The organism is Rhodoferax sp., assembly GCF_011391645.1.
In the GTDB taxonomy this organism is placed as follows: domain Bacteria; phylum Pseudomonadota; class Gammaproteobacteria; order Burkholderiales; family Burkholderiaceae_C; genus Rhodoferax.
This window is the reverse complement of the sequence record NZ_JAABQC010000032.1, coordinates 1-24,014: the sequence shown is the minus strand read 5'-3', so window position 1 is coordinate 24,014 and position 24,014 is coordinate 1. Positions and strand designations below refer to the sequence as shown.

Here is a 24,014-nt window from a genome sequence, read left to right as displayed (position 1 = left end):
GCCTGGGCCATTCCCTACGACAGCTCAAAGTTCATTGAAACCTCGCTGACGCAAGTCGCCACCACACTGCTGGAAGCCGTGCTGCTGGTGTTCCTGGTGATGTACCTGTTTTTGCAAGACTGGCGCTACACGCTGATCCCCGCGCTGGTGGTGCCGATTGCGCTGCTGGGCACCTTTGCCGCGCTGCTGGCATTGGGCTTCTCGATCAACGTGCTGACCATGTTTGCCATGGTGCTCGTGATTGGCATCGTGGTTGATGACGCGATTGTGGTGGTGGAAAACGTCGAGCGCATCATGAGCGAAGAAGGTCTGCCACCGCTGGAAGCGACCCGCAAGGCCATCGGCCAGATCTCGGGCGCCATCGTTGGCGTCACGGTGGTGCTGATTTCGGTGTTTGTGCCGCTGGCGTTTTTCAGCGGCTCCATCGGCAACATTTACCGCCAGTTCGCGGCGGTGATGGGCGTCTCGATTGCGTTCTCGGCGTTTTTGGCGTTGTCACTCACGCCAGCCCTGTGCGCCACGCTGCTCAAGCCTGTGAAGGCTGGTCACCAACACGCCAAAAGAGGCTTTTTTGGCTGGTTCAACCGCGGTTTTTCCAAAACAGCCAAGGCTTATGAAGGTGGCATCGCAAAGCTGCTACCGCGTGCCGCACGTTATCTTGTGATCTACCTGGCCATTGTGGCCGGGGCGGCGCTGATGTACCAGCGCCTGCCAACTTCGTTCTTGCCCAATGAAGACCAGGGCACGATCCTGGTGAATGTGCAACTGCCGCCGGGTGCCACACAGGGGCGCACCCTGGACGTGATGCAGCAGGTGGAAGGCTTCATGCTCAAGCAGCCTGAAGTCAAAAGCATGGTGAGCGTGTTGGGCTTCAGCTTCTCGGGCCAGGGACAAAACGCCGCACTGGCATTTGTCACGCTCAAGGACTGGTCGGAGCGCCACGCGCAGAATAGCTCTGCGCAGGCATTGGCCGGGCGGGCTTTTGGCGCGCTGTCGGGTATTCGCGATGCATTCATCTTACCCTTAAGCCCGCCGCCAATTCCTGAACTGGGATCGTCAAACGGCTTCAGCTTTCGCTTGCAGGACCGTGCCGGCCTGGGCCATGAAGCCCTACTGGATGCCCGCAACCAACTGCTGGGCATGGCCGCCCAAAGCAAGGTGCTGACCCAGGTGCGTCCGGACGGGCTGGAAGACGCGCCGCAATTGCAGCTCGACATCGACCGCGACAAGGCCAGCGCTTTGGGCGTGGGCTTCGATGCCATCAACGCCACGATCTCCACGGCACTGGGCTCAAGTTATGTCAACGACTTTCCCAACGCAGGCCGGCTACAGCGCGTGATTGTGCAGGCTGATGCCCCCGCGCGCATGCAGCCCGATGACCTGCTCAAGCTTAACCTGGTCAACAACAAGGGCCAGACGGTGCCCTTCTCGGCCTTTGCCAGCACGCGCTGGGTCACCGGCGCCATGCAAACCGTGCGCTACAACGGCTACCCAGCCATGCGCATCAGCGGCAGTGCCGCCGCCGGTTTGAGTACCGGTGACGCGATCAAGGAGATGGAAAAACTCGCCAACCAGTTGCCTGCCGGCTTCGGTTTTGAGTGGACCGGCACCTCGCGCGAGGAAAAGCTGGCGGGATCGCAGGCCGTGATCCTCTATGGTTTCGCCATTCTGGCAGTGTTCCTGTGCCTGGCAGCGCTGTATGAGAGCTGGACCATTCCGCTGGCCGTGATTCTGGTGGTACCGCTGGGCGTGCTCGGCGTGATTGTGGCCACGCTGCTGAGAGCCTATTCCAACGACGTGTACTTTCAGGTCGGCCTGATCACCATCATCGGCTTGTCCGCCAAAAACGCGATTCTGATCATTGAGTTTGCCAAGGACCTGCAAGCCCAGGGCAAGAGCGTGGTGGCGTCCGCCCTGGAGGCGGCCCACCTGCGCTTTCGACCCATTGTGATGACTTCCATGGCCTTCACGCTGGGTGTGCTGCCACTGGCCCTGGCCAGCGGCGCCGGCTCCGCCAGCCAGCGTGCCATTGGCACCGGGGTGATTGGCGGCATTCTGACCGGCACCACGCTGGCCGTGGTGTTTGTGCCGATCTTTTTTGTGGTGGTGCGCAACCTGTTCAAGGACAGCGCGCGCCAGCAGCAAGTGCATGCGGCGCAAGCCGAACACATGGGAGTGCATTCGCATGAATAATCAAATAACAAAAAGGCTCCCGGCGCTGCAACGCACTGCGGTGCTGACTGCCATTACCTTGCTGGCCGGCTGCTCACTCATGCCAACCTATGAGCGGCCCGCAGCGCCGATTGCATCGCAATGGCCCGCTTCCGCCGCCGTCAACGCACCCGGCGACAGCACCGGCGCCCAAAGCGTGACGGCGCTCGCCTGGCAAGACTACTTCACCGATCCCACGCTGCGCCAGCTGATCGACACCGCGCTGCTTCACAACCGCGACCTGCGGGTGGCGATTCTCAACATTGAACTCGCGCGTGCCCAACTCGGCATCCGCCAGGCCGACCAGTGGCCAATCCTCAACGCTGCCGCTCAAGGATCGCGCGTTCCCACCAGCGACGGCGCCATCAACAGAGCCTACAGCGCCGGGCTGACCGTGACGGCTTACGAGATTGATTTTTTTGGAAGGGTGGCCAGTCTCAAGGAACAGGCTCTGGCCCAATATCTGGCCTCGGCCGAGGCCAGTCAAAGCGCGCAGATCAGCCTGATCGCCACGGTGGCGCAGAGCTGGATGAACCTGCTGGCCGACGAGGAACTGCTGGCCGTGTCACATCAAACACTGGCCTCACGCGACGAATCCCTCAAATTGGTGGAACTCAGGGTGAAACATGGTGCCGCCTCTGATTTTGAACTGCGCGGCGCGCAAACTTTGCGGGAAAGGGCTCGTGTTGTGCTGGCGCTGCAGTTGCGCCAGCGCGCTCTGGACGAAAACGCCTTGGTGTTGCTCCTTGGCCAACCGCTTGACGAAGCCAGCCGGGCACAGTTGAAGCTGCAAAACCTGGGCCAAGCCAGCTTGGCCGAACTGCCTGCCGGGCTGCCGTCTGATCTGCTTGTGCGGCGCCCTGATATTCGCCAAGCCGAGCAACTGCTGATGGCCAGCAACGCCAATATCGGCGCAGCCCGGGCTGCGTTTTTCCCGCGTATCAGCTTGACGGCCGGAGCTGGCTCAGCCAGCTCTGAACTGGCAGGACTGTTCAAAGGCGGCGCCTGGGGCTGGACGTTGGCGCCTCAACTGGTGCTGCCGATTTTTGATGCCGGCCGCAATCAGTCCAATCTCGATGCCGCCAGAGCCGGGCGAGAGATTGCCGTGGCGCAGTACGAAAAGGCGATTCAGAACGCTTTCCGCGAAGTCTCTGATGCCCTGGCCAGCCGGGCCACCCTCAAGCAGCAGTTGCAGGCAAGCCAGTCATTGCTGGAAGTTGAAGAAGCGCGCAACACCCTGACACAACTGCGCCTGGACAACGGTGTCGCCAACCAGCTGGAGTGGCTGGATGCCAAACGCGCATTGTTCGCTGTCCAACTGGAACTGGTGCAAACCCGCCTGGCCTACCAGCAAAGTCAGATTGCGCTTTTCAAAGCGCTGGGTGGAGGCGCGGCGGGACCAACATTAAAAGCTGAAAGCCCTGAAATAAAACCATGAATTGCCAACGATAAAATGGTTTACCGCCAGGGCGAAGACAGGGTTCGGGCGGATCAAGTTACAGTCGATGCCTAATCAAAAACTCAACCCCAACTTATGAAAAAAGCAACTCTTTTTGTACTGACGGCCATTGTTCTGGCGGTAACCGGTTGCTCAAAAACAGACGCGCCAGCAACCAGCGGGACACCCAATACGAATTCTGCCGCCACCACTTCAGCGGCTCCTGCTGCCAACACCGGCTCTTCCTATGACATGGTGGCGGCCAACAGCAAAGGCTTTACGGTGGGCGCCCTGATGAGCGCGCAAGCGGTCTATGTGCTGTTCGACCCGCAATGCCCGCACTGCGGCCGTTTATGGCAGGCCTCTTTGCCGCTGCACAGCAAGGCGAAGTTTGTCTGGATTCCAGTTTCTTTCAACCCGACCAAAAGTTTGCCCCAGGGCGCCGCCCTGCTGAGCGCGGCCAACCCGGTGGAGACCATGACGGCGCATGAACAGTCTTTGCTGGCCGGAACCGGCGGCATGTCGGCCAGTGCTGACGTGCCCGAAGAGCTCAAACAGGCCATCACCAACAACACCCAGTTGCTGAACCGCCTGGGCGTGGATTCGGTTCCATTTTTATTGGGCAAGCATCGCAAGACCGGTGAAGTTGTGAGCTTCAACGGCGCCATGGAAACCGCCGCCCTGGCTAATTTGCTGGGCATCGAATAGGCCCACCGACCCTGGCCAGACGGCGTCCTGGCACACTGAAACAGTCATAAAAAAACCCGTTCAAGGTGCCTATGCACCCTGAGCGGGTTTTTTACGTGGTCACACTCAAGTGATCGCGGCTTCGGAAACTTCTGGCTTGGATTTGCCCTCTTTTTTCGGCAACGGTTGAATATCCAGCAGAACCTCGGTTTTGCTTTCATCGGTGTCGTCCAGATCCACCGTCAAACGGCCACCGTCGACCAGGCGTCCAAACAGCAATTCGTCGGCAAGAGCGCGGCGAATGGTGTCCTGAATCAGGCGCTGCATCGGCCGGGCACCCATCAGCGGATCAAAACCCTTCTTGGCCAGGTGTTTGCGCAGCTTGTCGGTGAACGTGACCTCGACTTTCTTGTCGGCCAACTGGGCTTCAAGTTGCAACAGGAACTTGTCCACCACCCGCATGATGACGTTTTCATCAAGCGCCTTGAAGCTCACAATGGCATCAAGCCGGTTGCGGAACTCAGGCGTGAACATGCGTTTGATGTCGGCCATCTCGTCTCCCGCTTCACGCGGGTTGGTAAAGCCGATGGTGGCCTTGTTCATGGTCTCGGCACCGGCATTGGTGGTCATGACGATGATGACGTTGCGGAAATCAGCCTTGCGCCCGTTGTTGTCGGTCAGCGTGCCATGGTCCATGACCTGCAACAGCACATTGAAAATGGCCGGATGCGCCTTCTCGATTTCATCAAGCAACAGCACGCAATGCGGCTTTTTGGTGATGGCCTCGGTCAGCAAACCACCCTGATCGAACCCGACGTAGCCCGGCGGCGCGCCAATCAGGCGACTCACCGCGTGTTGCTCCATGTACTCGCTCATGTCAAAGCGGATCAGTTCGATCCCCATGATGTAAGCCAGCTGTTTGGCCGACTCGGTTTTGCCAACGCCGGTGGGGCCGCTGAACAGGAAGGTGCCAATCGGCTTGTCACCCTTGCCCAGGCCCGAGCGTGACATCTTGACGGCTGACGCCAGCATGTCGAGCGCCTTGTCCTGGCCAAACACCACGTTGCGCAAGTCGCGCTCCAGCGTTTTAAGCTTGCCCCGGTCGTCGTTGGACACATTGGCCGGGGGGATGCGGGCAATCTTGGCCACGATGTCCTCGACCTCGGCCTTGGTGATGATCTTCTTGCGCTTGGACGGCGGCAAGATGCGCTGGGCGGCACCGGCCTCGTCAATCACGTCGATCGCCTTGTCAGGCAGATGGCGGTCATTGATGTACTTGGCGCTCAGTTCGGCGGCCGCCTGCAAGGCTGCCAGTGCATATTTGACATTGTGGTGCTCTTCAAAGCGCGACTTGAGCCCCTTGAGAATATCAACGGTTTGCTCCACCGTGGGTTCGACCACATCGACTTTCTGGAAGCGGCGCGACAGGGCCGCATCTTTCTCGAAAATGCCGCGGTACTCGGTGAAGGTGGTGGCACCAATGCATTTGAGCGCGCCTGAACTCAGGGCGGGCTTGAGCAAATTGGAGGCGTCGAGCGTACCGCCAGACGCGGCACCGGCGCCGATCAGGGTGTGAATTTCGTCAATGAACAAAATGGTGTTGGGCTTGTCCTTGAGCGACTTCAACACGCCCTTGAGCCGCTGCTCGAAATCACCCCGGTACTTGGTGCCCGCCAGCAGCGCACCCATGTCCAACGAATAGACAATCGAGTCGGCCAGAATCTCGGGCACATCCTTTTGCGTGATGCGCCAAGCCAGGCCTTCGGCGATGGCGGTCTTGCCAACGCCCGCCTCGCCCACCAGCAGCGGGTTGTTTTTGCGGCGACGGCACAGAATCTGGATGACGCGCTCAACCTCGTACTCGCGCCCGATCAACGGATCGATCTTGCCGTCTTTGGCAAGCTGGTTCAAGTTTTGCGTGAACTGCTCCAGCGGCGAAGACTTCTCGTTCTTTTCGCTGGCGCCCTCCTCGGCCTCCGCCGGGTTGTCTGCCGAGCGCACCGGCTCTGGCGGGTCGCTCTTTTTGATGCCGTGGGCAATGAAATTGACCACATCAAGTCGCGTCACGCCCTGCTGGTGGAGGTAATACACCGCGTGTGAGTCTTTTTCACCAAAGATGGCCACCAGCACGTTGGCGCCGGTCACTTCTTTTTTGCCGCTGCCCGTGGACTGCACATGCATGATGGCGCGCTGGATCACCCGCTGAAAACCCAGCGTGGGCTGGGTGTCAACGTCTTCGGTGCCGGCGACTTGCGGCGTGTTGTCCTTGATGAAAGTGACTAGGGACTTGCGCAGATCGTCGACGTTGGCCGAGCAGGCGCGTAGCACTTCGGCAGCACTGGGGTTATCCAGCAGGGCCAGCAGCAAATGTTCCACCGTGATGAATTCATGGCGCTGTTGGCGCGCCTCGACAAACGCCATGTGGAGGCTGACTTCCAGTTCTTGGGCAATCATGAGGTTCCTTTAAAGGCTTTTGTTTCAGGAGACAACTGTAATCCGATTTTCAATTCATTTGCGCGTGTCAGGGTTCAATCACTTATAAAGCGACCGGCTCACAAAAGCACTTCAGCGGATGCCCGGCCTTGCCCGCCGCGTCGAGCACCTGGTCCACCTTGGTGGCGGCCACGTCACGCGAATACACGCCGCACACCGCCTTGCCATCCAGATGGATCTTTAGCATGATGCGCGTGGAGGTTTCAAGGTCCTTGCTGAAAAACTCCTGAAGCACCATCACCACGAACTCCATTGGCGTGTAGTCGTCGTTGAGCATCACGACCTGGTACATCTGGGGAGGCTTGGTGCGCTGGGTGCGGCGCTCCAGCACCACCGTGCCGTCGTTTTCAGCAGCAGGAATGGTTGGGGCGGGAACAAGTTTGGGAATTTTGGTGGCCATGGCTCAATTTTATCGGTCGGGCTTCTGCAAACGGGCAAAGGTCTTGCGAAACTTGGCAACCTTGGGGGCGGCCACAGCCATGCAATAGCCCTGGTCAGGGTGTTTTTCAAAGAAATCCTGATGATAGGCTTCTGCTGGCCAGTAGTTGGTTTGCGGCAGCACCTCAGTCACGATGGCGCGCGGGTAGGCCCCGCTTTTGGTCAGTTCCTCAATGATCGACAGGGCTTCCTGCTGTTGCTCTGGTGTGGTGAAGTAAATGCCACTGCGGTACTGCGTGCCGTGGTCATTGCCCTGGGCGTTGCGTGTGGTGGGGTCGTGAATGACAAAAAATATTTCCAGAATTTCTCGCACACTGATTTGTTGAGGGTCATAGACCAACTTGACCACCTCGTTGTGTCCCGTGCTGCCGCTGCACACCTGCTCATACGTGGGCTGCTGTGTCTGGCCATTGCAGTAACCAGACTCCACGTCGAGCACACCCGTCACCTGCACAAAAACCGCCTCGGTGCACCAGAAGCAACCGCCCCCAAGCGAAAGGGTTTGAACTGTCTGACTCATGAATCGACCCCTTGAAAATGCAAACCAGAAGATAAACCGAAAGCCAATGCTAGCCGCAAAGCGACAAGCCCGATGGCTACGGGCCTTTGCCAATTTGAAACGCAATTCGCTTTGTCCGATTGCGCCTGCCAGACAACTGCGCGCTAAACTACTGGCCAAGAAGTCATTGGAGGGAATACTTCTGGCCGTCTTGTCCAGTGGAACGAGGAATTTGAGCGTTTCGAGGTCAGTAGCCAGGACATGCTGCGCTACTGTTTTTTCAGTTGGTGGGAGCGCATGGGCTCCGCCCAGGCCAACGGTGTCCCCAAGCTGATGATGAAGACAGCAACGGAGTTCTCCCCAACATGAAACCCTGGATCAAATGGACGCTTGGCGGCCTCGTTGTCGCCCTGCTGGTGGCTGGCACGGTTCGAACACTGTCGGCGCGCAAGGACCGTCAGGCCGCACTGGAAGCACAGCAAGTTGCTCAAACAGCACAGGTCAGCATCAGGCTGGCCCCCAGCGATCTGGTGCAGGTCAAAGCGCTTGAGTTGCAACAACTCGTGACAATTTCAGGCCCCATCCGGGCCGTCAGCACGGCCTTGGTCAAGGCACGTATTCCCGGTGAGTTGCGCGGTTTGACGGTGCGCGAAGGCGACAGCGTGCGCGCCGGGCAGGTGCTGGCCCAGATCGAACCCACCGAATCCGATGCCAGGTTGCGTCAGGCACGCCAGCAAGCGGCGGCGGCCCAGGCACAAGTGGCCATTGCCCAACGCAGTTTTGACAACAACCGCGCCCTGGTGGCGCAGGGTTTTATCTCCAGCACGGCGCTGGAGTCGTCGCAAGCCAGCCTGGACGCCGCCCAAGCCAATTACGCCGCAGCCCAGTCCGGGGCTGACCTTGCGGCCAAAGCGCTCACCGACACGGTGCTGAAGGCGCCCATCGCCGGGCAAATTTCCCAGCGGCTGGCGCAGCCCGGCGAACGTGTCGCCATCGACACCCGCATTGTGGAGATTGTGGACAACGGGCAATTGGAGCTTGAGGCCAGTGTGAACCCGGCCGACTCACTGCAGGTCCAAGTGGGGCAAAGCGCGCAGTTGACGCTGGACGGTGAGGGCCAGACCATCAGCGCCAAAGTGGCGCGCATCAACCCCAGCGCCTCGGCGGGCAGCCGCGCGGTGTTGGTTTACCTGGCAGTCGCGCCTGCGCCAGGTTTGCGCCACGGCCTATTTGCGCAAGGTGACCTGAAGGTGGGCGCCGTCAAGACCCTGGCCCTGCCCTTGAGCGCCGTGCGCACCGACAAACCGCAGCCCTATGTGCAACTGGTCAACCAAAACCAGGTGCAGCATGTGAACGTGACACTGGGCGCGCGCGGAAAGGCGACCGATGTGGCCATGGTGGCGGTGACCGGCGTGCCCGAGGGTGCCCTGGTGATTGACGGCACGGTCGGCAGCCTGCGGGCGGGCACTTTGGTGACGATGGCAGCGCCTGCGCCAGGAACCCCGTAAATGTGGTTCACCCGCGTCAGCCTGAACAACCCGGTATTTGCCACCATGGTCATGCTGGCCCTGGTGGTGCTCGGGCTGTTTTCCATGCAGCGGTTGCAGGTGGACCAGTTCCCCAACGTCGATTTTCCGGTGGTGGTGATCAGCACCGACTACCCCGGCGCTTCGCCCGAGATCGTGGAGAGCGAGGTCACCAAAAAAATCGAGGAAGGCGTTAACGCGATTGCCGGCATCAACGCCCTCACCTCCCGATCCTACGAGAGCCAGTCGTTGGTGATCATCGAATTTGGGCTGCACATCGATGGCCGCAAGGCCGCCGACGACGTGCGTGAAAAAGTGGCGGCCATCCGCGCCACCCTGCGCGATGAAGTCAAAGAACCGCGTGTTCTGCGCTTTGACCCCGCCAGCCGCGCCATCTGGTCAGTCGCCGTGTTGCCCGATGCCAGCGCAGGCCAGGCCCAGAACGCCGTTGAATTGACCAACTGGGCCGAGCAAACGCTGAAAAAGCGCCTGGAAAACGTGCGCGGTGTGGGTTCGGTGGCGTTGGTGGGTGGCAGCCAGCGCGAAATCAATATCTATTTGAACCCGCAAGCGCTGGCCTCGTTCGGCATCACGCCCGAGCAGGTGGTGTCGGCCGTGCGCAATGAAAACCAGGACTATCCGGTGGGCAGCATCCGCTCCAGCGCGCAGGACCGGGTGATCCAGATCGCCGCGCGGGTGCAGCGCCCCGAGGACTTTGGCCGCATCATCATCACGCGCAAAAATGGCGCCCCGGTGCGGGTGGACCAGGTGGCCGAGGTCAAGGACGGCGCGCAGGAGATCGAGAGCCTGGCGCTCTACAACGGCCAACGCACCCTGCTGCTGAACGTGCAAAAGTCGCAGGACGAAAACACCATTGCCGTGGTCGACGGCCTGAACAAAACACTGGCAGAACTGCAAAAACAGTTACCGCCCGGCATCAAGCTGACGCAAATCACCGATGGCTCGCGCCAAATCCGCGTCTCGGTGTCCAACGTGCGGCAGACCTTGTTCGAGGGCGCGCTGCTCACCGTGCTGATCGTGTTCTTGTTCCTGAACTCGTGGCGCTCAACAGTGATCACCGGGCTGACGCTGCCCATTGCCCTGATTGGCACTTTCTTTTTCATGAACCTGCTGGGCTTCACCATCAACATGATCACCATGATGGCGCTGAGCCTGTGCGTGGGCCTGCTGATTGACGACGCGATTGTGGTGCGCGAGAACATTGTGCGGCATGTGCAAATGGGCAAGGGCGCCTTTGACGCGTCCATGGACGGCACGCGGGAAATTGGCTTGGCCGTGCTGGCCACCACGCTGTCGATCGTGGCGGTTTTTTTGCCGATTGGCTTCATGGGCGGCATCATCGGCAAGTTCTTTCACGAATTCGGCCTGACGATTGTGGCGGCGGTGCTGATCTCGATGTTTGTCAGCTTCACGCTCGACCCCATGCTGTCAAGCCTCTGGCACGACCCCAGCATTGAAGCGCACGGCAAACACCACGCCCCCAAAACGTTGTATGACAAGACCATTGGCCGCATCACCGCGCTGTTTGACAAGGGCACCGACGCGCTGGTTGACATTTACCAGAGCATCCTGCGCTGGGCGCTGGACCACAAGATCAGCACAGTATTGTTGGCGGTAGCCATTTTTATCAGCAGTCTGTTCATGGTGCCGCTGCTGGGCACCGAGTTTGTGCCCAAGTCTGACTTTTCCGAGACCAATCTGACCTTCAACACGCCGGTGGGCTCGTCGCTGGAAGTCACCGAAGCGCGGGCGCGCCAGGTGGAAGGCATCATCCGCGAATTTCCCGAGGTCAATTACACCCTGACCACCATCAACACCGGCAACGCGCAGGGCAAGATGTACGCCAGCATTTACATCCGCCTGACTGACCGCGACAAGCGCAGCCGCAGTGTCGACGACATGTCCACCGTGCTGCGCCAGCGCCTGCGCGAGGTGCCGGGCATCAGCGTCACCCATGTCGGGCTGCTCGACCCGGTGGGTGGCCAGAAACAGATTGCGTTTTCCATTCAGGGTGCCGACATGGGCGAGTTGTCGCGCCTGAACGCCCTGGCGCTGGAAAAAATCCGCAGCGTGCCGGGACTGGTGGATGTGGACTCGTCGCTCAAACCCGACAAACCGACGCTCGACGTGCAGGTGCGTCGCGATGTGGCCTCCGACCTCGGCCTCAACATGGCGCAAATCGGCTCGTCCCTGCGCACGCTGGTGGCGGGCCAAACCGTGGGCAACTGGCGCGCCCCGGACGACCAGACCTATGACGTCAACGTGCGCCTGTCGCCGGAGTCGCGCAACCAGCCCGATGATCTGAATGCCCTGCCCTTCTCCTTGGGCACTCAGGCGGACGGCAGCACCCGCGTGGTGCGACTCGATCAGGTGGCCAGAGTGATTGACGCCACTGGCAGCAACCAGATCAACCGGCGCGACCTGACGCGTGAGGTGGCGATCACCGGCAACGTGTCGGGACGATCAGCCGGGGAAGTGTCCGCCGGCATCAAGACCGCAATGGACGGCATTGCCATGCCGCCCGGCTACAGCTACAAGTTCAGCGGCTCGGTGAAAGACATGGCCGAAGCCTTTGGCTACGCGCTGTCTGCGCTGGCGCTGGCGGTGATCTTTATTTACATGATTCTGGCCAGCCAGTTCAAGAGCTTTTTCCAACCGCTGGCACTCATGACCGCCCTGCCGCTGACGCTGATTGGCGTGGTGCTGGCGCTGATGCTGTTCGACTCGACACTGTCGATGTTCTCGGTGATCGGTGTGGTGATGCTGATGGGCCTGGTCACCAAAAATGCCATTCTGCTAGTGGACTTTGCCATTCGCGCGCGCGAAGATGGCATGAATCGTCACGACGCCCTGCTGATGGCAGCGCGTGTGCGGCTGCGCCCCATCCTGATGACCACGCTGGCCATGATTTTTGGCATGGTGCCGCTGGCCTTTGCCTTGTCCGAGGGTTCGGAAATGCGCGCACCCATGGGTCAGGCGGTCATTGGCGGCGTCATCACCTCATCGCTGCTGACGCTGGTGGTGGTGCCGGTGGTTTACTGTTACATGGATGATTTGGCGCAGTGGCTGGCCGGATTTTGGCGCAAACCTGACTTAAATGGCGCATGAAACAAGGCTTTTGACAGCCTCAGCCGCTAAAATCGAACGATTCCGTTAATATACCCCCAGGAGTACCAAACATGAACCTGCAAAACGTGGAACAGGCCCGCTACTACATGATCGAGCAACAGATTCGTCCCTGGGATGTGTCTGATGCCGCTGTGCTGGAGTTGCTGGCAAGCGTCAAACGCGAAGACTTCGTGCCCCCGGCGCAAAAATCTCTGGCTTTTGTCGACATGGCCATCGCCCTGCCGGGTGGCCAGAGCATGCTGCCACCCCGCGTGCAAGCCCGCCTGCTGCAGGATGCCGCCGTCCAGGCCACCGACAAGGTGCTGGAAATCGGCACCGGGTCGGGTTTCATGACCGCACTGCTGGCGCACCAGGCACAACGCGTCGTGTCGCTGGAAATCAACCCGGAAATTGCTGACATGGCCCGCGCCAACTTGCAGCGAGCCGGTATCCATAACGTCGAGGTGCGCCAGGCAGACGGCTCCAAGGGAACACCCGCAGAAGCACCCTTTGACGTGATCATGCTCGGCGGCTCGGTTGCCGAGGTGCCTCAATCCTTGCTGAATCTGCTCAAGGTGGGCGGCCGCCTGGTTGCAATCGTGGGCGAAGAGCCCATCATGCATGCCCAGGTGATCACCCGCACCAGCGAAACCAATTTCACATCAACAGAGAAATGGGACGACAACGCGCCCCGTTTGCTCAACTTTCCGCAGCCCAGCGCTTTCAAGTTTTAAACATGGTCACACAAGTCCGCCCGATTCAACTCAAAGATTGGCTTGATGCCGTTCGTGGTCATGGCGACCCGGTGGTGCTCGACGTGCGCGAGCCGCATGAACTGCGCACCGCCAGCATCAAGGCCGATGGTTTTGAACTCATCACCATCCCCATGGGCGTGATTCCGCCGCGCTTGAATGAGCTTGACCCCAACCAGCCCGTGGCTTGCCTGTGTCACCACGGCGCGCGCAGCATGCAGGTGGCCGCGTTTTTGAAGGCGCGTGGCTTTCAGCATGTGGCCAATGTGACGGGCGGAATCAACGCCTGGTCGTCCGAAGTGGATCCGAGCGTGCCGCGCTACTGATTCAACGTCAACGCGTCACGCGCAAGACTTGGCTCCCCATTGGCACCTTACCTCAGGCACAACATCATGAACTTGCGTCAACTCCCCTTGTCTCTGGCCCTTACTGCTGCCTTCTCGCTGCCCGCGCAGGCCCAAAGTCTGGTAGAACTCTATGGCGCAGCGCTTAATTTTGATGCCGCCTATCAGTCGGCCAGATCACAGTATCAAGCCAACCTGTCCAAGGCAGAGCAGGCCAAGGCCGGATTGTTGCCCAGCGCCAACCTGGCGGTGGGTGCGAACCGCTACAACAGCACCAGCAATGTTCAATCTTTCGAGCAAACCTATGGCAACCAGGTCGCCACCATCAGTGCCAGCCAGCCGCTGTACCGCCCCGCCAATGTCGCTACTGCGGCGCAGGGCAAGAAGTCGGCCGATGTGGCACTAGCGCAATTGCAGGCGGCCGATCAGGAACTGATCGTGCGGGTCAGCCAAGCCTACTTTGATGTGCTGGCCGCTGGCGATAGCCTGGACTTTGTCAAGGCACAAAAGTCAGCGGTGTCCGAGCAACTGGCTTCCGCCAAACGCAACTTTGAGGTGGGCACCGCCACCATCACCGACACTCGTGAAGCCCAGGCCCGCTTCGACCTGGTACTGGCACAAGAAATTGCGGCAGAAAACGACTTGCGCGTCAAGAAAGTGGCGCTGGACCAACTCACCGGCAAAGCGGGCGCAGCGCCCAAGCCGCTGTCGATTCCCGTGGTGATTGCACCGGTGACACCCGACAACGTGAACAATTGGGTGGACATCTCGGAACAGCAGAGCCCTGTCGTTCGCCAAGCCCGATTGGGACTGGACGTGGCCCAACTCGAAACACAAAAAGCGCAGGCAGGTCACAAACCCACGCTTGACTTGACGGGCAGCTACACCAAAACGCACAACGATGGTTCGTCCAACCTTTCACAAGACTCCAACACCAACTTTGCAGCGGTCGGTTTAAGTTTGAACCTGCCGCTGTTTGCCGGTTTTGCCACGCAAAACCGCATCCGGGAAACGCTGGCCCTCGAAGACAAGGCACGCAGCGACCTGGAAGCCGCCAAGCGCGGTGTGGCGCAAGCCACGCGCACTGCATTTTTTGGCGTCGAATCAGGCCTGGGTCAGGTCAAGGCGCTAGAAGCCGCCGAAGCCTCCAGCCAAAGCGCGCTGGATGCCACCAAACTCGGCTACCAGGTGGGTGTTCGCATCAACATTGATGTGCTGAACGCCCAAACCGCCCTGTTTGACACCAAGGCCAAGCTGGCCAAAGCCCGCTACGACGTGTTGCTGGCCGGGCTGAAACTCCGCCAGGCCAACGGCACACTGACTGCTGGCGACCTTGATGCTGTCAATGCCTTGCTGGTGAAGTAAATCCAGCACGGCGCGGCACCAGGCCCGTGGTGGTGCGGCCCTTCTGAGCACATATAAAAAAACGCGTGGCGGGCAAAAACCCGCTCACGCGTTGTGTCGCAAGGAATAACTGGTGTCAGTGCGACAGATACCAGTCGGCCATGTTCTTCAGCTCCTTCGGGTCTTTGGTGTCAATGACCTTGTGCTTTTCTTCCGTACCATCGCTCAGCTTGACCATTTGATTTTCGGTCATGTTTTTGATCATCTTTTCTTGCGCATCAGGCTTGCCTTTGTACTTGGCGGCAATCTTCTTCATGGAAGGGCCCTTTTTGTCTTTGTCAGCGGCGTGGCATTTGAGGCAGTCATTGCTCTTGGCGAGAGCCTTGGCGGCCTCCACGTCAACGGCGGCATGGGCGGGGGCCAGGGCACTGAGTGCAAACAAAACAGAAGCGGTCAGGGCTGACAACGAATATTTGAACATTTGAGAGTTCCTTTAAAGAGTTATTTAAAACGGTACTGGCTATTGGAAGACTTGCGGTGAAACAAGTCAAGGACTGGCGTGAAAGATTGCGAATCGTTTGATTTAAATCAAGCAAATATCGCCGCCCGCCGCAAAAACCTAGGCCTTGGTCTTGGCCTCGGGCTTGTCATGGATTTCCTCAAAGCCGGTGATCATGGCCTTGATGTGCGCAAAGCGGGAGTGGCCCAGCGTGATCAGGTACAGGTGCATCAGCAAGAAGCCGACAAACACAACGAACATCAGCACATGGACATTGGCCACCACGCGCACGCCGCCGAGCATGTTCACAATGCCTGAGAATTGCTGCACATCCCATAGCAGCAAACCCGAGACGAACAAAATCGGCATGCACAGCAGCATGATGATCTGGTACATCATGATTTGCAGCGGGTTGAATTTATGGTGGATCGTGGGATGGTGCGGGTTTTCCTCACCCAGAAAGATGCCATAGCCATAGAACTTGAGTTGCCGCCAGGAGTCCTCAAAGTACTTCTTGGCGTTCATCTCCGGCAGGTAGACGCTGATCTTGTCGGTAAAGAGGTAAAAACACAGCCACAAGAAGTAATTGGCAATCAGTGCAAAACCAATGTAGTTGTGCGCCACCACGGCAGTTCTGAACGAGAGCACCTGAAACAGGTCGAGGTACCTGATTTGCACGCCGGTGGCAATCAGCAGCAGAAACCCCAGGGCGTTGAGCCAATGCCAGATGCGCACCGGCAGCGGGTGGATGTAGATAAATTTCACGCCTGCTCCTGGTTATTTTGTGGATGCCTGTTGCCGCTCAGCCTGCAGCTTGTCGCGCCTGGCCTTGAACATGCGGTTGACGCTCATGTGGGCGATCGGCACGCACAAGACGCCCAGGATCACCAGCACCAGCAAGTAGTCCAGCAGCTTGATACGGGTGCTGCCGATGGCGTAAAAGCCGCGCAGCGAGCCCAGCGAGGTCGCCGAGGTCAGCACTTCTTTCTCGACGCCTTGGCGCAAGGAGCGGCCGTCCGGCCCCGCCATGGTCAGCACGACGCTTGAGAACGGGACGGCGCCCGCCTGATGGCAGACCGCGCAGTCCTTGAGCGCCTCTTCTTTGGTACTGAGTTGGTGCGCCTCCAGGCCGGAGCGGAGTTCCAGGCGGCCGCTCAGGATGGCCTTGTTGTCCGGGTTCTCGAGGTTGAAGGCCTTGAGAAAATTCTTCATTTCTTTTTCGTCAAAGCCCCGGCTGGTGCCGTCGGCCGCTGTGGCCAGGCGTTCAAATTGCGGCACGCCTTTTTTCTCCATGAGTTGTTTGCCACCGGCGCTGTCGACCATGCGCAGGTTGACACGGCGCTGGGCGTTGGGTGCGTGGCAGACTTGGCATTCGACGGACTGAAAGTGCAGTTTGGAGTTGGGCAGCCAGACTTCGTGTTGAACGGCGGTGTCTTTGTGGCAGTTCAGGCAGGAGTCGCGGATGCCGTCTCCGAGTGAGGCGGCCTGGATGGCATGCGATTTGTGGCAGTCGGCGCACAGCGGGGCCGACTTGCCCTTGGCAACACGCTCAAGTCCGTGGACGTCGCCCGAGTAGGCTTTGAAGATGTCTTCGTGGCATGTGGCGCAGGGCACGTTGGCGATTGGCTCGACGAGTTTGACCGAGCGCAGGGTGTGGGAGTTGTGGCAGTCGGAGCAGGTGGGCGCCTTGTCGCTGCCTTCGCTGAGCAGGATCGCGTGCACGCTGTCCTTGAATTCGGCCACGTCCTTTTTGTGGCAGGTGGTGCAGGAATCCTGGAACGAGAGCCGGTAGTCGCGCTTGCTTTTCATGGGGACGGGCACTTTGCCATGGTCTTTGCCGTCGGCGTCTTCATGGCAGTCCGTGCAGCTGGTCTCGTTGTGCATGGAGGCCAGGAATGCCTGGGTGGAGATTCTCATGGAGATGGATTCGCCGGCTTGGGTGACTTTTGCCTTGATGTCGTCGCTGTCGTGGCAGCTTTGGCAGGCTTTGTCTTCTGAGCCTAGTTCGGCTTCTTCAGCGTCCGCCGCCTGCGCCGCTCCCGCAAAGAAGAGCATCAGGCAGAGCAGGCCTGACATCATCGTGGTGTTCTTGAACCAGCGCAAGTTCCATCCGCGCGGTGTGTGGGGGTGTTTCATTGGCATGTGCTTTTGATTGGCAAGAGGCACGACTGCAGCCTTGCAGTTGTCGCCGTTTCAGTGGTTCTTTGAGTTGGCCTTGTGTTCTTGCAAGGCGATTTGAAGTACCTTGCCAGGCAGCAAGACCGCGTACACAAGTCCGATGAAGGGCGATGCGAGAAACAGCGCTATGTCTTTTAGTTTGCTGTGTTTTTGTGTCATTGGCGCCGCCACAGTTTGGGATGTTTCAGTCATAACGGTTGATCCAAATCAAAGTTTTTTAACCTCTGCAGCATTCTAGACCCTACAACTCGTGGTGATGCCCTATCGGGCCGGTTGCAGGCATGCTGTTGTTGATTACGGTCAAATTCGTCCCGGTTCCCTTGAAACATGCTTTGTTGTGAATTTTCAAAGAAGAGGAACAGCATTCAACCGGCACGTGTGTCAGAAGCTGTAAAGATACGTCACACCGATAAAACTCACCTTTTGGTCAGCATCCTGTCCCAGCGTTGTGCCATCAGAGTAGGTGTAAGGCACCCCACTGTAGCCCCAGGCCCAGTCGTTGTAGGTCGACCTCTGGTGAACAAAATCAACGCGCACAGCAGACTTTTTGTCGATGGCGTATTTGCCAAACAATTTCAAGGTTGTTTGCTGAAAATCAATATCTGGCAGTCCGCCGCTGGCCGCAAGTGACGCCACCGTGTAAGCATCAGCCGTCGCATCGAGCGTTTGACCGTATTTGCTGGTGTCATCGATATACGACAGGCTGCCACCCAGATCCCACTGATTGGTCGGTTTGGCCGTAAAACCCAGACCAAACGTGGTGCTGGTGTTCTCAAAGGACATCACATACCCGGCATAGCGCGACTGGTTGAAAGTTTGAACCCCTCGAGAGGCGTAACCGTTCAGTTGAACCCTGAAGGACACCGCATAAGACCAGTCCACAGAGTAATGATTCATGCTGGTGTCGCGCAAACCATAGACGCTCGGCGAAGTGTATTTGTCGGTGCCGTCTTCGGCACTGAACTGAACAGACCAGTCTTTGGTAGGCATCCAGTCTGCGTAAATCTTGACCTTGTCGCGCTGTCGGTCGGCCAAAGTTGGCGCGAAGATGCCGTTGACAACCGCAGGGTCAGCAAAGTCAATCACGCCAGACACGCCCAAGCCACTGTTGTCTCTCAGCCAACTCGAGCCATTGCGGTTACTTCTGGAGTAGCTGATGGCACCGCTCAAGGTTTCTGACATGCGCCGGCGCAATTCGGCTCGCAAGCCGGCCTCGTCTGTGTTTTCACGCAATGCAGTGATGCCAGCCACAGCACTCGAGGCTGTGAAAAGATTCCGGTCAATGAATTCATAGTCGGCAGCCAGGGTACCGCGGTAATCACTGTTGAACTGCCAATTTGCCTGCAGTTTGGCGTTTGATTTGCGCCCAGAAAGATTTTGGTTGGTGTACGGCGTGTTCCCCGCGATGTTGTACGCGACGAGGGGTGTCACGTCTTCCTTGTTGAAGTAGCGCACATCCGCCGACAAGTCAAGTTTTGGCATGGGGCGCGATGTGACACCAAATTGCGCCAGAGCGGTATTGACACGCCCGTCCAGACTGGTCGCGCCAGTTCGGCTAGGTCCGACAAAGGCATCATCCTGCATAGCGGCGGAATAGGCCAGCTTAAATGTTGCGCGTGTCTTATCTGTAAAAGCATAATTGCCGGTCACATCAAGCTGATGCGCCTGACTGTCGGGTGGCAGGGAGATCGGCTGGTTCAGGTACCCCAGCAAACCCGGGCTCACCGGCAACAGAGTGCCCACCGGGTTGTACAAGTTGCCAGCCACGTCGGGATAGATGGCCGAGTTCTTGTTGCGGTAGAAAGAACCGTAGTAGCCCACACTGAGACGCAGTTTTTCCAGTGCATAGCTCAGTCGCGCATCAATTTGACTGTGATTGGCGTCAATGGGCTCAGGCATCATCAGCGTTGCCCATCCCACCTGAATGCCAGTGGTTCCAGAGCAGCCTGGGTCATAGGAAGTGGGGCAGTTCATGCCAATCCCGAACAAGCGGGAACCACTCTTGTTTTCGCTTTTGAGGTCAACAGCGAACTGCATTCTGGGACTGATGATTTTGGTGTAACCCACGCCGAGAGCCGAGCGTTTGGTTTGCAGATCAAAATTTGATCCCGTGCCAGCCCCGCCCAGCAATGCTTCGACAGTCGGAGCCGCCGAACCGGGGTTTATCAAGCCAGTATTCACTTGATACGGATCGTTGCGCACGAGTTCGCCATAGCCTGCGGAAAATTTCCAGTCGCCCGGCCTGCGCCAGTCAAGGTTCAGTTCACGCGTGTCGATCAGCAAGTCTGAGCCATGGAGTTCCATCCAGTTGTTTGCTTCTTCCTGGCGAAGGCTGTAGTCGAAGCCCAGAAGACCAGCCGCGTCGCTGTCTGTTGGAATGCCGCTGTACTGGTCAAACAATGCGCGATCGGCAGTCGAGCCGCTCACGGCGCCGACACCAACCGCTATGGATGTTTGGGCTTCAGCAGATTGCGCCTGCGCAGGCATACACGCTGCATAAACCGCCAAAGCGAGCACAGAATGTTGAAAATGAATCAATGAGATTGGCCTGGTCATGATATGTCTCCGTGCTTCAGCGCATCAATGGGTTGGTGATGGACGGGCTGTTGGAACCATGAACCTGCGTATGGCAGTTCATGCAACTACGGCCTTGCCACATTTGGACCACATTCTTGCCATTTGACATGCGGGTAATTTGCGGCTGGGCCTGACCCGGCGCAGCTGGTGCATACACGCCGCTTTGCCCGCCCAGCGCGCCCACCCCACCTGACACATGCGGTGTGTGACATTGCTGGCAAAGCATGGGCGCACGCGCCTTGAGCATGCCTGCGACCACGCTGCCATGCGCGTTGTGGCAGGTGACACAGTTCTCGGCCACCGGCGCGTGCTGCTGCACAAACGGACCGCGCTTCTCGGCGTGGCAGGTGTAACAGGTGTCGTTGATGCTGTCACGCTTCATCAGTTTGGGGCCGGCAGACCCGTGTGTGTTGTGGCAGTCAGAACAATTCATCTTGCCCTCCGGAACGGGGTGGTGCGATGGCTTGGCCATCTGACCGCGTTGCTCGGCATGGCAGGTGTAACAGACCTCGGCCTGGCCGGTTTTGGTCATCACTTTGTCCTGATTGACGTGCGTCTGGTGACAAGTGTCACAGGTGACATTGGCTGCGTCATGCTGGCTGCCCGACCACAACGCCTGCTTGTGGCCTTTGTCATGGCAACTCTGGCAAGCCTGGCTGCGGGCGTGCGCCTCATTGGTGCTCAGTTTGCCAAACTGCTTGCCAAACGACACGTCAACCTTGGGCAATGGGCTGACACCGGGGGGTGCGTACGCATGCTCCTTGCTGGGTCCGTGGCAACTAATGCAGTCCGGCGCACGCTTGTCAGACGCAAAACCATGGGCTGAACGACTCATGTCGGTCAGGTCATCAGAGTCGTGGCAAGTGACACAAAACGCCGCGCCAGTCGGTTGCGGCTCATCCGCCCAAGCCACACCCAGTGCGCCAAACAGGCAAACACCGACAAAAACCATGGCATCTTTGATACGCATCCCAATTCCCCTGCAGGTCCGATTTAAAAATTTACAGTCTGACACTTGGACGTCGGCCATGAAAAAACGGGAGGGCCCGTGAAAACCCTCCCGCCTGGTCCAGCCATTCCAGCGCCTATTTCAGGCCATGGACGATGTCAACACCTTTGAAACCACCGCTGGCGTGGCAGTCGTTACACGTCTCGCGAGGTGCGGCAGCAGAACCCGTCAGACCTGCAACGGCACCTTGCGTCAGATTGCCAAACGATGTACCGGAACCACCAAATGCCGTTACGTGGCCAATTGAAGCGCTGGAGTCATGGCAAGCCGTGCAGCTGGCAGATTTTGGTGAAATCACAAGCCAATTGCTTGGATTTGCGTCAGCAGTCACGACTAGGGCACCCGTACTCGACACGGTTGCTGGTCCTTTGCGAATGACCGCGCCCAAGGTTCCCTGGTCATTCTTGTACGAGTTGTTCACGTGGCAGGCGTTGCAGTTCAAGCCAATACCCGGGTAGGCAACCTCGGCAGCGTAGTCTTCAACTGAGCCGTCTGTCAACAAAGTCAGCGGTGGCACGCTCGCATTAACCGCAGTGCAGATGTCCTTGGCAGCTTGGGTTGTACCGACTGCGTTACAGAACACACCTACCACCTTGTTGCCATGGGTAAACGGACTGACACGTTTGGAATTTCCGTGGATACCGTGGATCATGCGGTTGAACTGGTAAGACTCATTCATTGCCAACCCATTGGTCATGACCGTGGACGAGGCACGATTTGCGTCGTGGCACAAGGCACAGGATTCAACCGTGTTGCGGGCACCGCTGTGGAAAGCGTTGGCCAGCGCGTTAGAACCAGAAGTGGTCCCGAGCGCGCCGTGGCAGGCATTGCACTTGTCGTTCGATACCACTTCACGACGCGGATTCTTGGCACCGCTCAGCACAACATCCTCGTAGGTGTTTTGCACAACCACATTCACCAGCACAGCGGGTACAACTGCCGGGCGCGGATCAATTGATTTGAGGACCAACTGCGGCTCTTTGACTTGCCCAATGCTCAGCACGCGTGCTGTTCCCGAGGCGACAGACGTTGCTGTGTCAGTTGGCACAGGAATGGTCACTGTGTAGTGATTGTTTCCATCGTTGATCGCTGGAGTACACCCATTGGTCGCACTGCTACCGGAGGTTGCAGTTCCTTCAAACAAGCAAGCGTAGGCAGTACTACCACCGTTGTTGTATGAAGAGAATTCAGTCACTGCCGCAGATTGTCCCACCATGCTTTGATAAGCTAGATAGAACTTCAGGTTGCCAAACTTGGCGTTGTTGCAATCTTTAAAGATTGAACCTCTGATAAGAGCACCACCAGTGTTTGCTGTGCACTCAGATGTATTGACAAGCAACTTGTGAGCGGCATTGCCGTTGGTTGGGTCAAACAGGAAATATTTGACGGTGACTTTACGGGTTGCAGCGTCATAGATTGCACTCTCAATTTTCATCTTGTACTTGGCAGAATTTTCTTCATTCTGATTCCAATGCACTGTCTCGGGAGCGAGATTGGGATTTTCGTCTGCACTGTGGCAAGTCACACATTGTGCGTTGGTCAGGCTGGAGGCAGCTGCGCCAGCGCCCACCAAAGTGCCAGCATAAACTTTGTGTGAAGTTTCCCATGCACCGCCGGTTTTGGGTGTATGGCAGGTCAGGCAAGCCTTTTTGCTCACGGCAGTTTTCCAGTTGTCGCCCTGCGGTGTGGCTGGATTGGCGCCCGAGTGGCACTTGGTGCAATTGCGCAGGTCTTGCGGGAAGCCGACTTCAGCGTAATCGTGCTTGGCGTTGCCGTAACCCCAGATGGTGTAGTCCTCACCCGTGGCTGCCTTGATACGGCGACCCGCGTGAATGCTGTGCGTCATGGCGGCCATGTCCAGGTTGTTACCGCTTTCCGGGTCCACCGTACCAGGGTTGTGGCACATCACACAATATTGCGTGTCCACGCGACCGCCGCCGTGCAGGGCCAATTTCTCGTGGCAACTGTTGCACGAAGCCACGTCGGCCATCTTGCGGGTCTTGTTGGCAGCAGCTGGCACGGCCTTGCCGTCTACTCCAATGGTGAAGTCAAAGTATGGGTTGACGCTGACGGTTGCACCGGCAGCGTTCTTGTAGCTCAACTGAATGGCTACCCGATGCGTTTGTGTAGCATCGTAGACCACGCCATTTGTCTTTGTCGGATCCGTGATGTTTGTCTTGAACGTGTACGTGTAGTAGCCATCAGGATTGTAGACAAACTGACCAGCATCTCCCAGAGCTTCATTCGCTTCAAGCGAAAGTTTTGAATCGGTTGTTGCCTGCACCGCAGAGGTCAATACTGGATTGCCGCCAGGACCTTTACCCGCCGCACCAGATTTTGTCACGCTTACGTAGCTCTGCCATTCGTCCGGGTTGCCATTGGTGCCCGGCACCAACTTCGCGATGGCAAAGCGTACATCGTTGATGGTCAGACCCGTCTTGACCTTACCGTCAGAGAAAACCGAAAAATTCACCACCGGTGGGCTTTTGATGGTGACCGCTGAACCCGTAGCAGCCTGCACCACAGTAAAGGCCGCATTGGGGTTTGTCGCCGTGTCATTCACCGCGGCCGCAGCAGCCGTTGTGATTGCCGTGCTGACCGCAGTGCCAGTTGTCGGAGGTGTCACCACCGCCGTGTCACCGCCGCCACCGCCACCGCAGCCTGCAATGGCAAGCGTTGCCAGCAGTGCCGTACCCCACCGGAATAATGATGATTTCATTTTTTCTCCGTCCTTTTCAACCATTTATGCAAAAACAACACACCATTCACCGCTTTAAAGTCTGGAAACAAAAGCTTTACACGGGCTTTACGAAGTGAACTAGCCGAGATGTTATAGCCTTGCAGGCCAAATGGGTAAAAAAAACAAATATTTTTGTCATATGCGTTTGAT

General features: G+C 58.2%; 18 protein-coding genes. 8 read left to right on the top strand and 10 right to left on the bottom strand.

Annotation, left to right across the window (positions count from 1 at the left end):
• The 3 genes from GPS82_RS06185 to GPS82_RS06175 form a co-directional block, all read left to right on the top strand.
• A partial coding sequence (locus GPS82_RS06185; protein WP_296492231.1) for an efflux RND transporter permease subunit occupies positions 1-2,193 on the top strand: 2,193 nt, incomplete at its 5' end.
• Positions 2,186-3,649 carry an efflux transporter outer membrane subunit gene (locus tag GPS82_RS06180; protein ID WP_296492228.1) on the top strand — a complete coding sequence of 488 codons (1,464 nt, stop codon included), beginning with the start codon at positions 2,186-2,188 and terminating at the stop codon, positions 3,647-3,649. The genes GPS82_RS06185 and GPS82_RS06180, both read left to right, overlap by 8 nt.
• A 96-nt stretch (positions 3,650-3,745) precedes the next feature.
• Positions 3,746-4,357 (top strand): DsbC family protein, encoded by a 612-nt coding sequence (locus tag GPS82_RS06175; protein WP_296492225.1) that lies wholly within the window; start codon positions 3,746-3,748, stop codon positions 4,355-4,357.
• A 105-nt stretch (positions 4,358-4,462) separates the two neighbouring features.
• On the opposite strand, the gene clpA is transcribed toward GPS82_RS06175, so the two are convergent.
• The 3 genes from clpA to msrA form a co-directional block, all read right to left on the bottom strand.
• The gene (gene clpA / locus GPS82_RS06170; protein ID WP_296492223.1) at positions 4,463-6,790 is read right to left on the bottom strand and encodes an ATP-dependent Clp protease ATP-binding subunit ClpA; all 2,328 of its coding nucleotides are present in this window, start codon (positions 6,788-6,790) and stop codon (positions 4,463-4,465) included.
• Between the two features lie 82 nt (positions 6,791-6,872).
• On the bottom strand, positions 6,873-7,229 hold the full coding sequence (gene clpS / locus GPS82_RS06165) for an ATP-dependent Clp protease adapter ClpS (protein ID WP_296492221.1): 357 nt from the start codon (positions 7,227-7,229) through the stop codon (positions 6,873-6,875).
• 9 nt (positions 7,230-7,238) lie between these two features.
• Positions 7,239-7,787: a peptide-methionine (S)-S-oxide reductase MsrA gene (msrA, locus tag GPS82_RS06160; RefSeq protein WP_296492218.1), complete on the bottom strand. Its 549-nt coding sequence runs from the start codon at positions 7,785-7,787 to the stop codon at positions 7,239-7,241.
• A 344-nt stretch (positions 7,788-8,131) separates the two neighbouring features.
• On the opposite strand from msrA, the gene GPS82_RS06155 reads away from it, so the two are divergent.
• The 5 genes from GPS82_RS06155 (at position 8,132) to GPS82_RS06135 (ending at position 14,882) form a co-directional block, all read left to right on the top strand.
• Positions 8,132-9,274 carry an efflux RND transporter periplasmic adaptor subunit gene (locus GPS82_RS06155; protein WP_296492215.1) on the top strand — a complete coding sequence of 381 codons (1,143 nt, stop codon included), beginning with the start codon at positions 8,132-8,134 and terminating at the stop codon, positions 9,272-9,274.
• Positions 9,275-12,421, top strand: coding sequence for an efflux RND transporter permease subunit (locus GPS82_RS06150; protein ID WP_296492213.1), 3,147 nt, complete (start codon positions 9,275-9,277; stop codon positions 12,419-12,421). It begins immediately after the preceding gene.
• Between the two features lie 71 nt (positions 12,422-12,492).
• Positions 12,493-13,155, top strand: a complete 663-nt coding sequence (locus tag GPS82_RS06145) for a protein-L-isoaspartate O-methyltransferase (RefSeq protein WP_296492211.1) — start codon at positions 12,493-12,495, stop codon at positions 13,153-13,155.
• 2 nt (positions 13,156-13,157) lie between these two features.
• Positions 13,158-13,499, top strand: coding sequence for a rhodanese-like domain-containing protein (locus GPS82_RS06140; RefSeq protein ID WP_296492209.1), 342 nt, complete (start codon positions 13,158-13,160; stop codon positions 13,497-13,499).
• A gap of 66 nt (positions 13,500-13,565) precedes the next feature.
• Complete coding sequence (locus GPS82_RS06135; protein ID WP_296492206.1) at positions 13,566-14,882, top strand: TolC family outer membrane protein; 1,317 nt, start codon at positions 13,566-13,568, stop codon at positions 14,880-14,882.
• Between the two features lie 115 nt (positions 14,883-14,997).
• On the opposite strand, the gene GPS82_RS06130 is transcribed toward GPS82_RS06135, so the two are convergent.
• The 7 genes from GPS82_RS06130 to GPS82_RS06100 all read right to left on the bottom strand — a co-directional run bounded on the left by GPS82_RS06130 (position 14,998) and on the right by GPS82_RS06100 (position 23,843).
• Positions 14,998-15,342, bottom strand: coding sequence for a c-type cytochrome (locus tag GPS82_RS06130; RefSeq protein ID WP_296492203.1), 345 nt, complete (start codon positions 15,340-15,342; stop codon positions 14,998-15,000).
• Positions 15,343-15,480: 138 nt separating this feature from the next.
• Entirely contained in the window at positions 15,481-16,125 is a 645-nt protein-coding gene (locus GPS82_RS06125) for a cytochrome b/b6 domain-containing protein (RefSeq protein WP_296492200.1), read from the bottom strand.
• Positions 16,126-16,137: 12 nt separating this feature from the next.
• The gene (locus GPS82_RS06120; protein WP_296492198.1) at positions 16,138-17,496 is read right to left on the bottom strand and encodes a cytochrome c3 family protein; all 1,359 of its coding nucleotides are present in this window, start codon (positions 17,494-17,496) and stop codon (positions 16,138-16,140) included.
• Positions 17,497-17,553: 57 nt separating this feature from the next.
• The gene (locus GPS82_RS06115; protein ID WP_296492197.1) at positions 17,554-17,730 is read right to left on the bottom strand and encodes a hypothetical protein; all 177 of its coding nucleotides are present in this window, start codon (positions 17,728-17,730) and stop codon (positions 17,554-17,556) included.
• A gap of 189 nt (positions 17,731-17,919) precedes the next feature.
• Positions 17,920-20,025, bottom strand: a complete 2,106-nt coding sequence (locus tag GPS82_RS06110) for an MtrB/PioB family decaheme-associated outer membrane protein (RefSeq protein WP_296492194.1) — start codon at positions 20,023-20,025, stop codon at positions 17,920-17,922.
• An 85-nt stretch (positions 20,026-20,110) separates the two neighbouring features.
• Positions 20,111-21,085 carry a DmsE family decaheme c-type cytochrome gene (locus GPS82_RS06105; RefSeq protein ID WP_296492193.1) on the bottom strand — a complete coding sequence of 325 codons (975 nt, stop codon included), beginning with the start codon at positions 21,083-21,085 and terminating at the stop codon, positions 20,111-20,113.
• A gap of 115 nt (positions 21,086-21,200) precedes the next feature.
• Entirely contained in the window at positions 21,201-23,843 is a 2,643-nt protein-coding gene (locus tag GPS82_RS06100) for an OmcA/MtrC family decaheme c-type cytochrome (RefSeq protein WP_296492191.1), read from the bottom strand.
• Between the last annotated feature and the right edge of the window lie 171 nt (positions 23,844-24,014).

Excerpts from the sequence above, each read along its gene's own strand:
- GPS82_RS06180 (WP_296492228.1), top strand. The coding sequence starts at position 2,186 with ATGAATAATCAAATAACAAAAAGGCTCCCGGCGCTGCAACGCACTGCG.
- GPS82_RS06175 (WP_296492225.1), top strand. The coding sequence starts at position 3,746 with ATGAAAAAAGCAACTCTTTTTGTACTGACGGCCATTGTTCTGGCGGTA.
- clpA (WP_296492223.1), bottom strand. The coding sequence starts at position 6,790 with ATGATTGCCCAAGAACTGGAAGTCAGCCTCCACATGGCGTTTGTCGAG.
- clpS (WP_296492221.1), bottom strand. The coding sequence starts at position 7,229 with ATGGCCACCAAAATTCCCAAACTTGTTCCCGCCCCAACCATTCCTGCT.
- msrA (WP_296492218.1), bottom strand. The coding sequence starts at position 7,787 with ATGAGTCAGACAGTTCAAACCCTTTCGCTTGGGGGCGGTTGCTTCTGG.
- GPS82_RS06155 (WP_296492215.1), top strand. The coding sequence starts at position 8,132 with ATGAAACCCTGGATCAAATGGACGCTTGGCGGCCTCGTTGTCGCCCTG.
- GPS82_RS06150 (WP_296492213.1), top strand. The coding sequence starts at position 9,275 with ATGTGGTTCACCCGCGTCAGCCTGAACAACCCGGTATTTGCCACCATG.
- GPS82_RS06145 (WP_296492211.1), top strand. The coding sequence starts at position 12,493 with ATGAACCTGCAAAACGTGGAACAGGCCCGCTACTACATGATCGAGCAA.
- GPS82_RS06140 (WP_296492209.1), top strand. The coding sequence starts at position 13,158 with ATGGTCACACAAGTCCGCCCGATTCAACTCAAAGATTGGCTTGATGCC.
- GPS82_RS06135 (WP_296492206.1), top strand. The coding sequence starts at position 13,566 with ATGAACTTGCGTCAACTCCCCTTGTCTCTGGCCCTTACTGCTGCCTTC.
- GPS82_RS06130 (WP_296492203.1), bottom strand. The coding sequence starts at position 15,342 with ATGTTCAAATATTCGTTGTCAGCCCTGACCGCTTCTGTTTTGTTTGCA.
- GPS82_RS06120 (WP_296492198.1), bottom strand. The coding sequence starts at position 17,496 with ATGAAACACCCCCACACACCGCGCGGATGGAACTTGCGCTGGTTCAAG.
- GPS82_RS06115 (WP_296492197.1), bottom strand. The coding sequence starts at position 17,730 with ATGACTGAAACATCCCAAACTGTGGCGGCGCCAATGACACAAAAACAC.
- GPS82_RS06110 (WP_296492194.1), bottom strand. The coding sequence starts at position 20,025 with ATGCCTGCGCAGGCGCAATCTGCTGAAGCCCAAACATCCATAGCGGTT.
- GPS82_RS06105 (WP_296492193.1), bottom strand. The coding sequence starts at position 21,085 with ATGCGTATCAAAGATGCCATGGTTTTTGTCGGTGTTTGCCTGTTTGGC.
- GPS82_RS06100 (WP_296492191.1), bottom strand. The coding sequence starts at position 23,843 with ATGAAATCATCATTATTCCGGTGGGGTACGGCACTGCTGGCAACGCTT.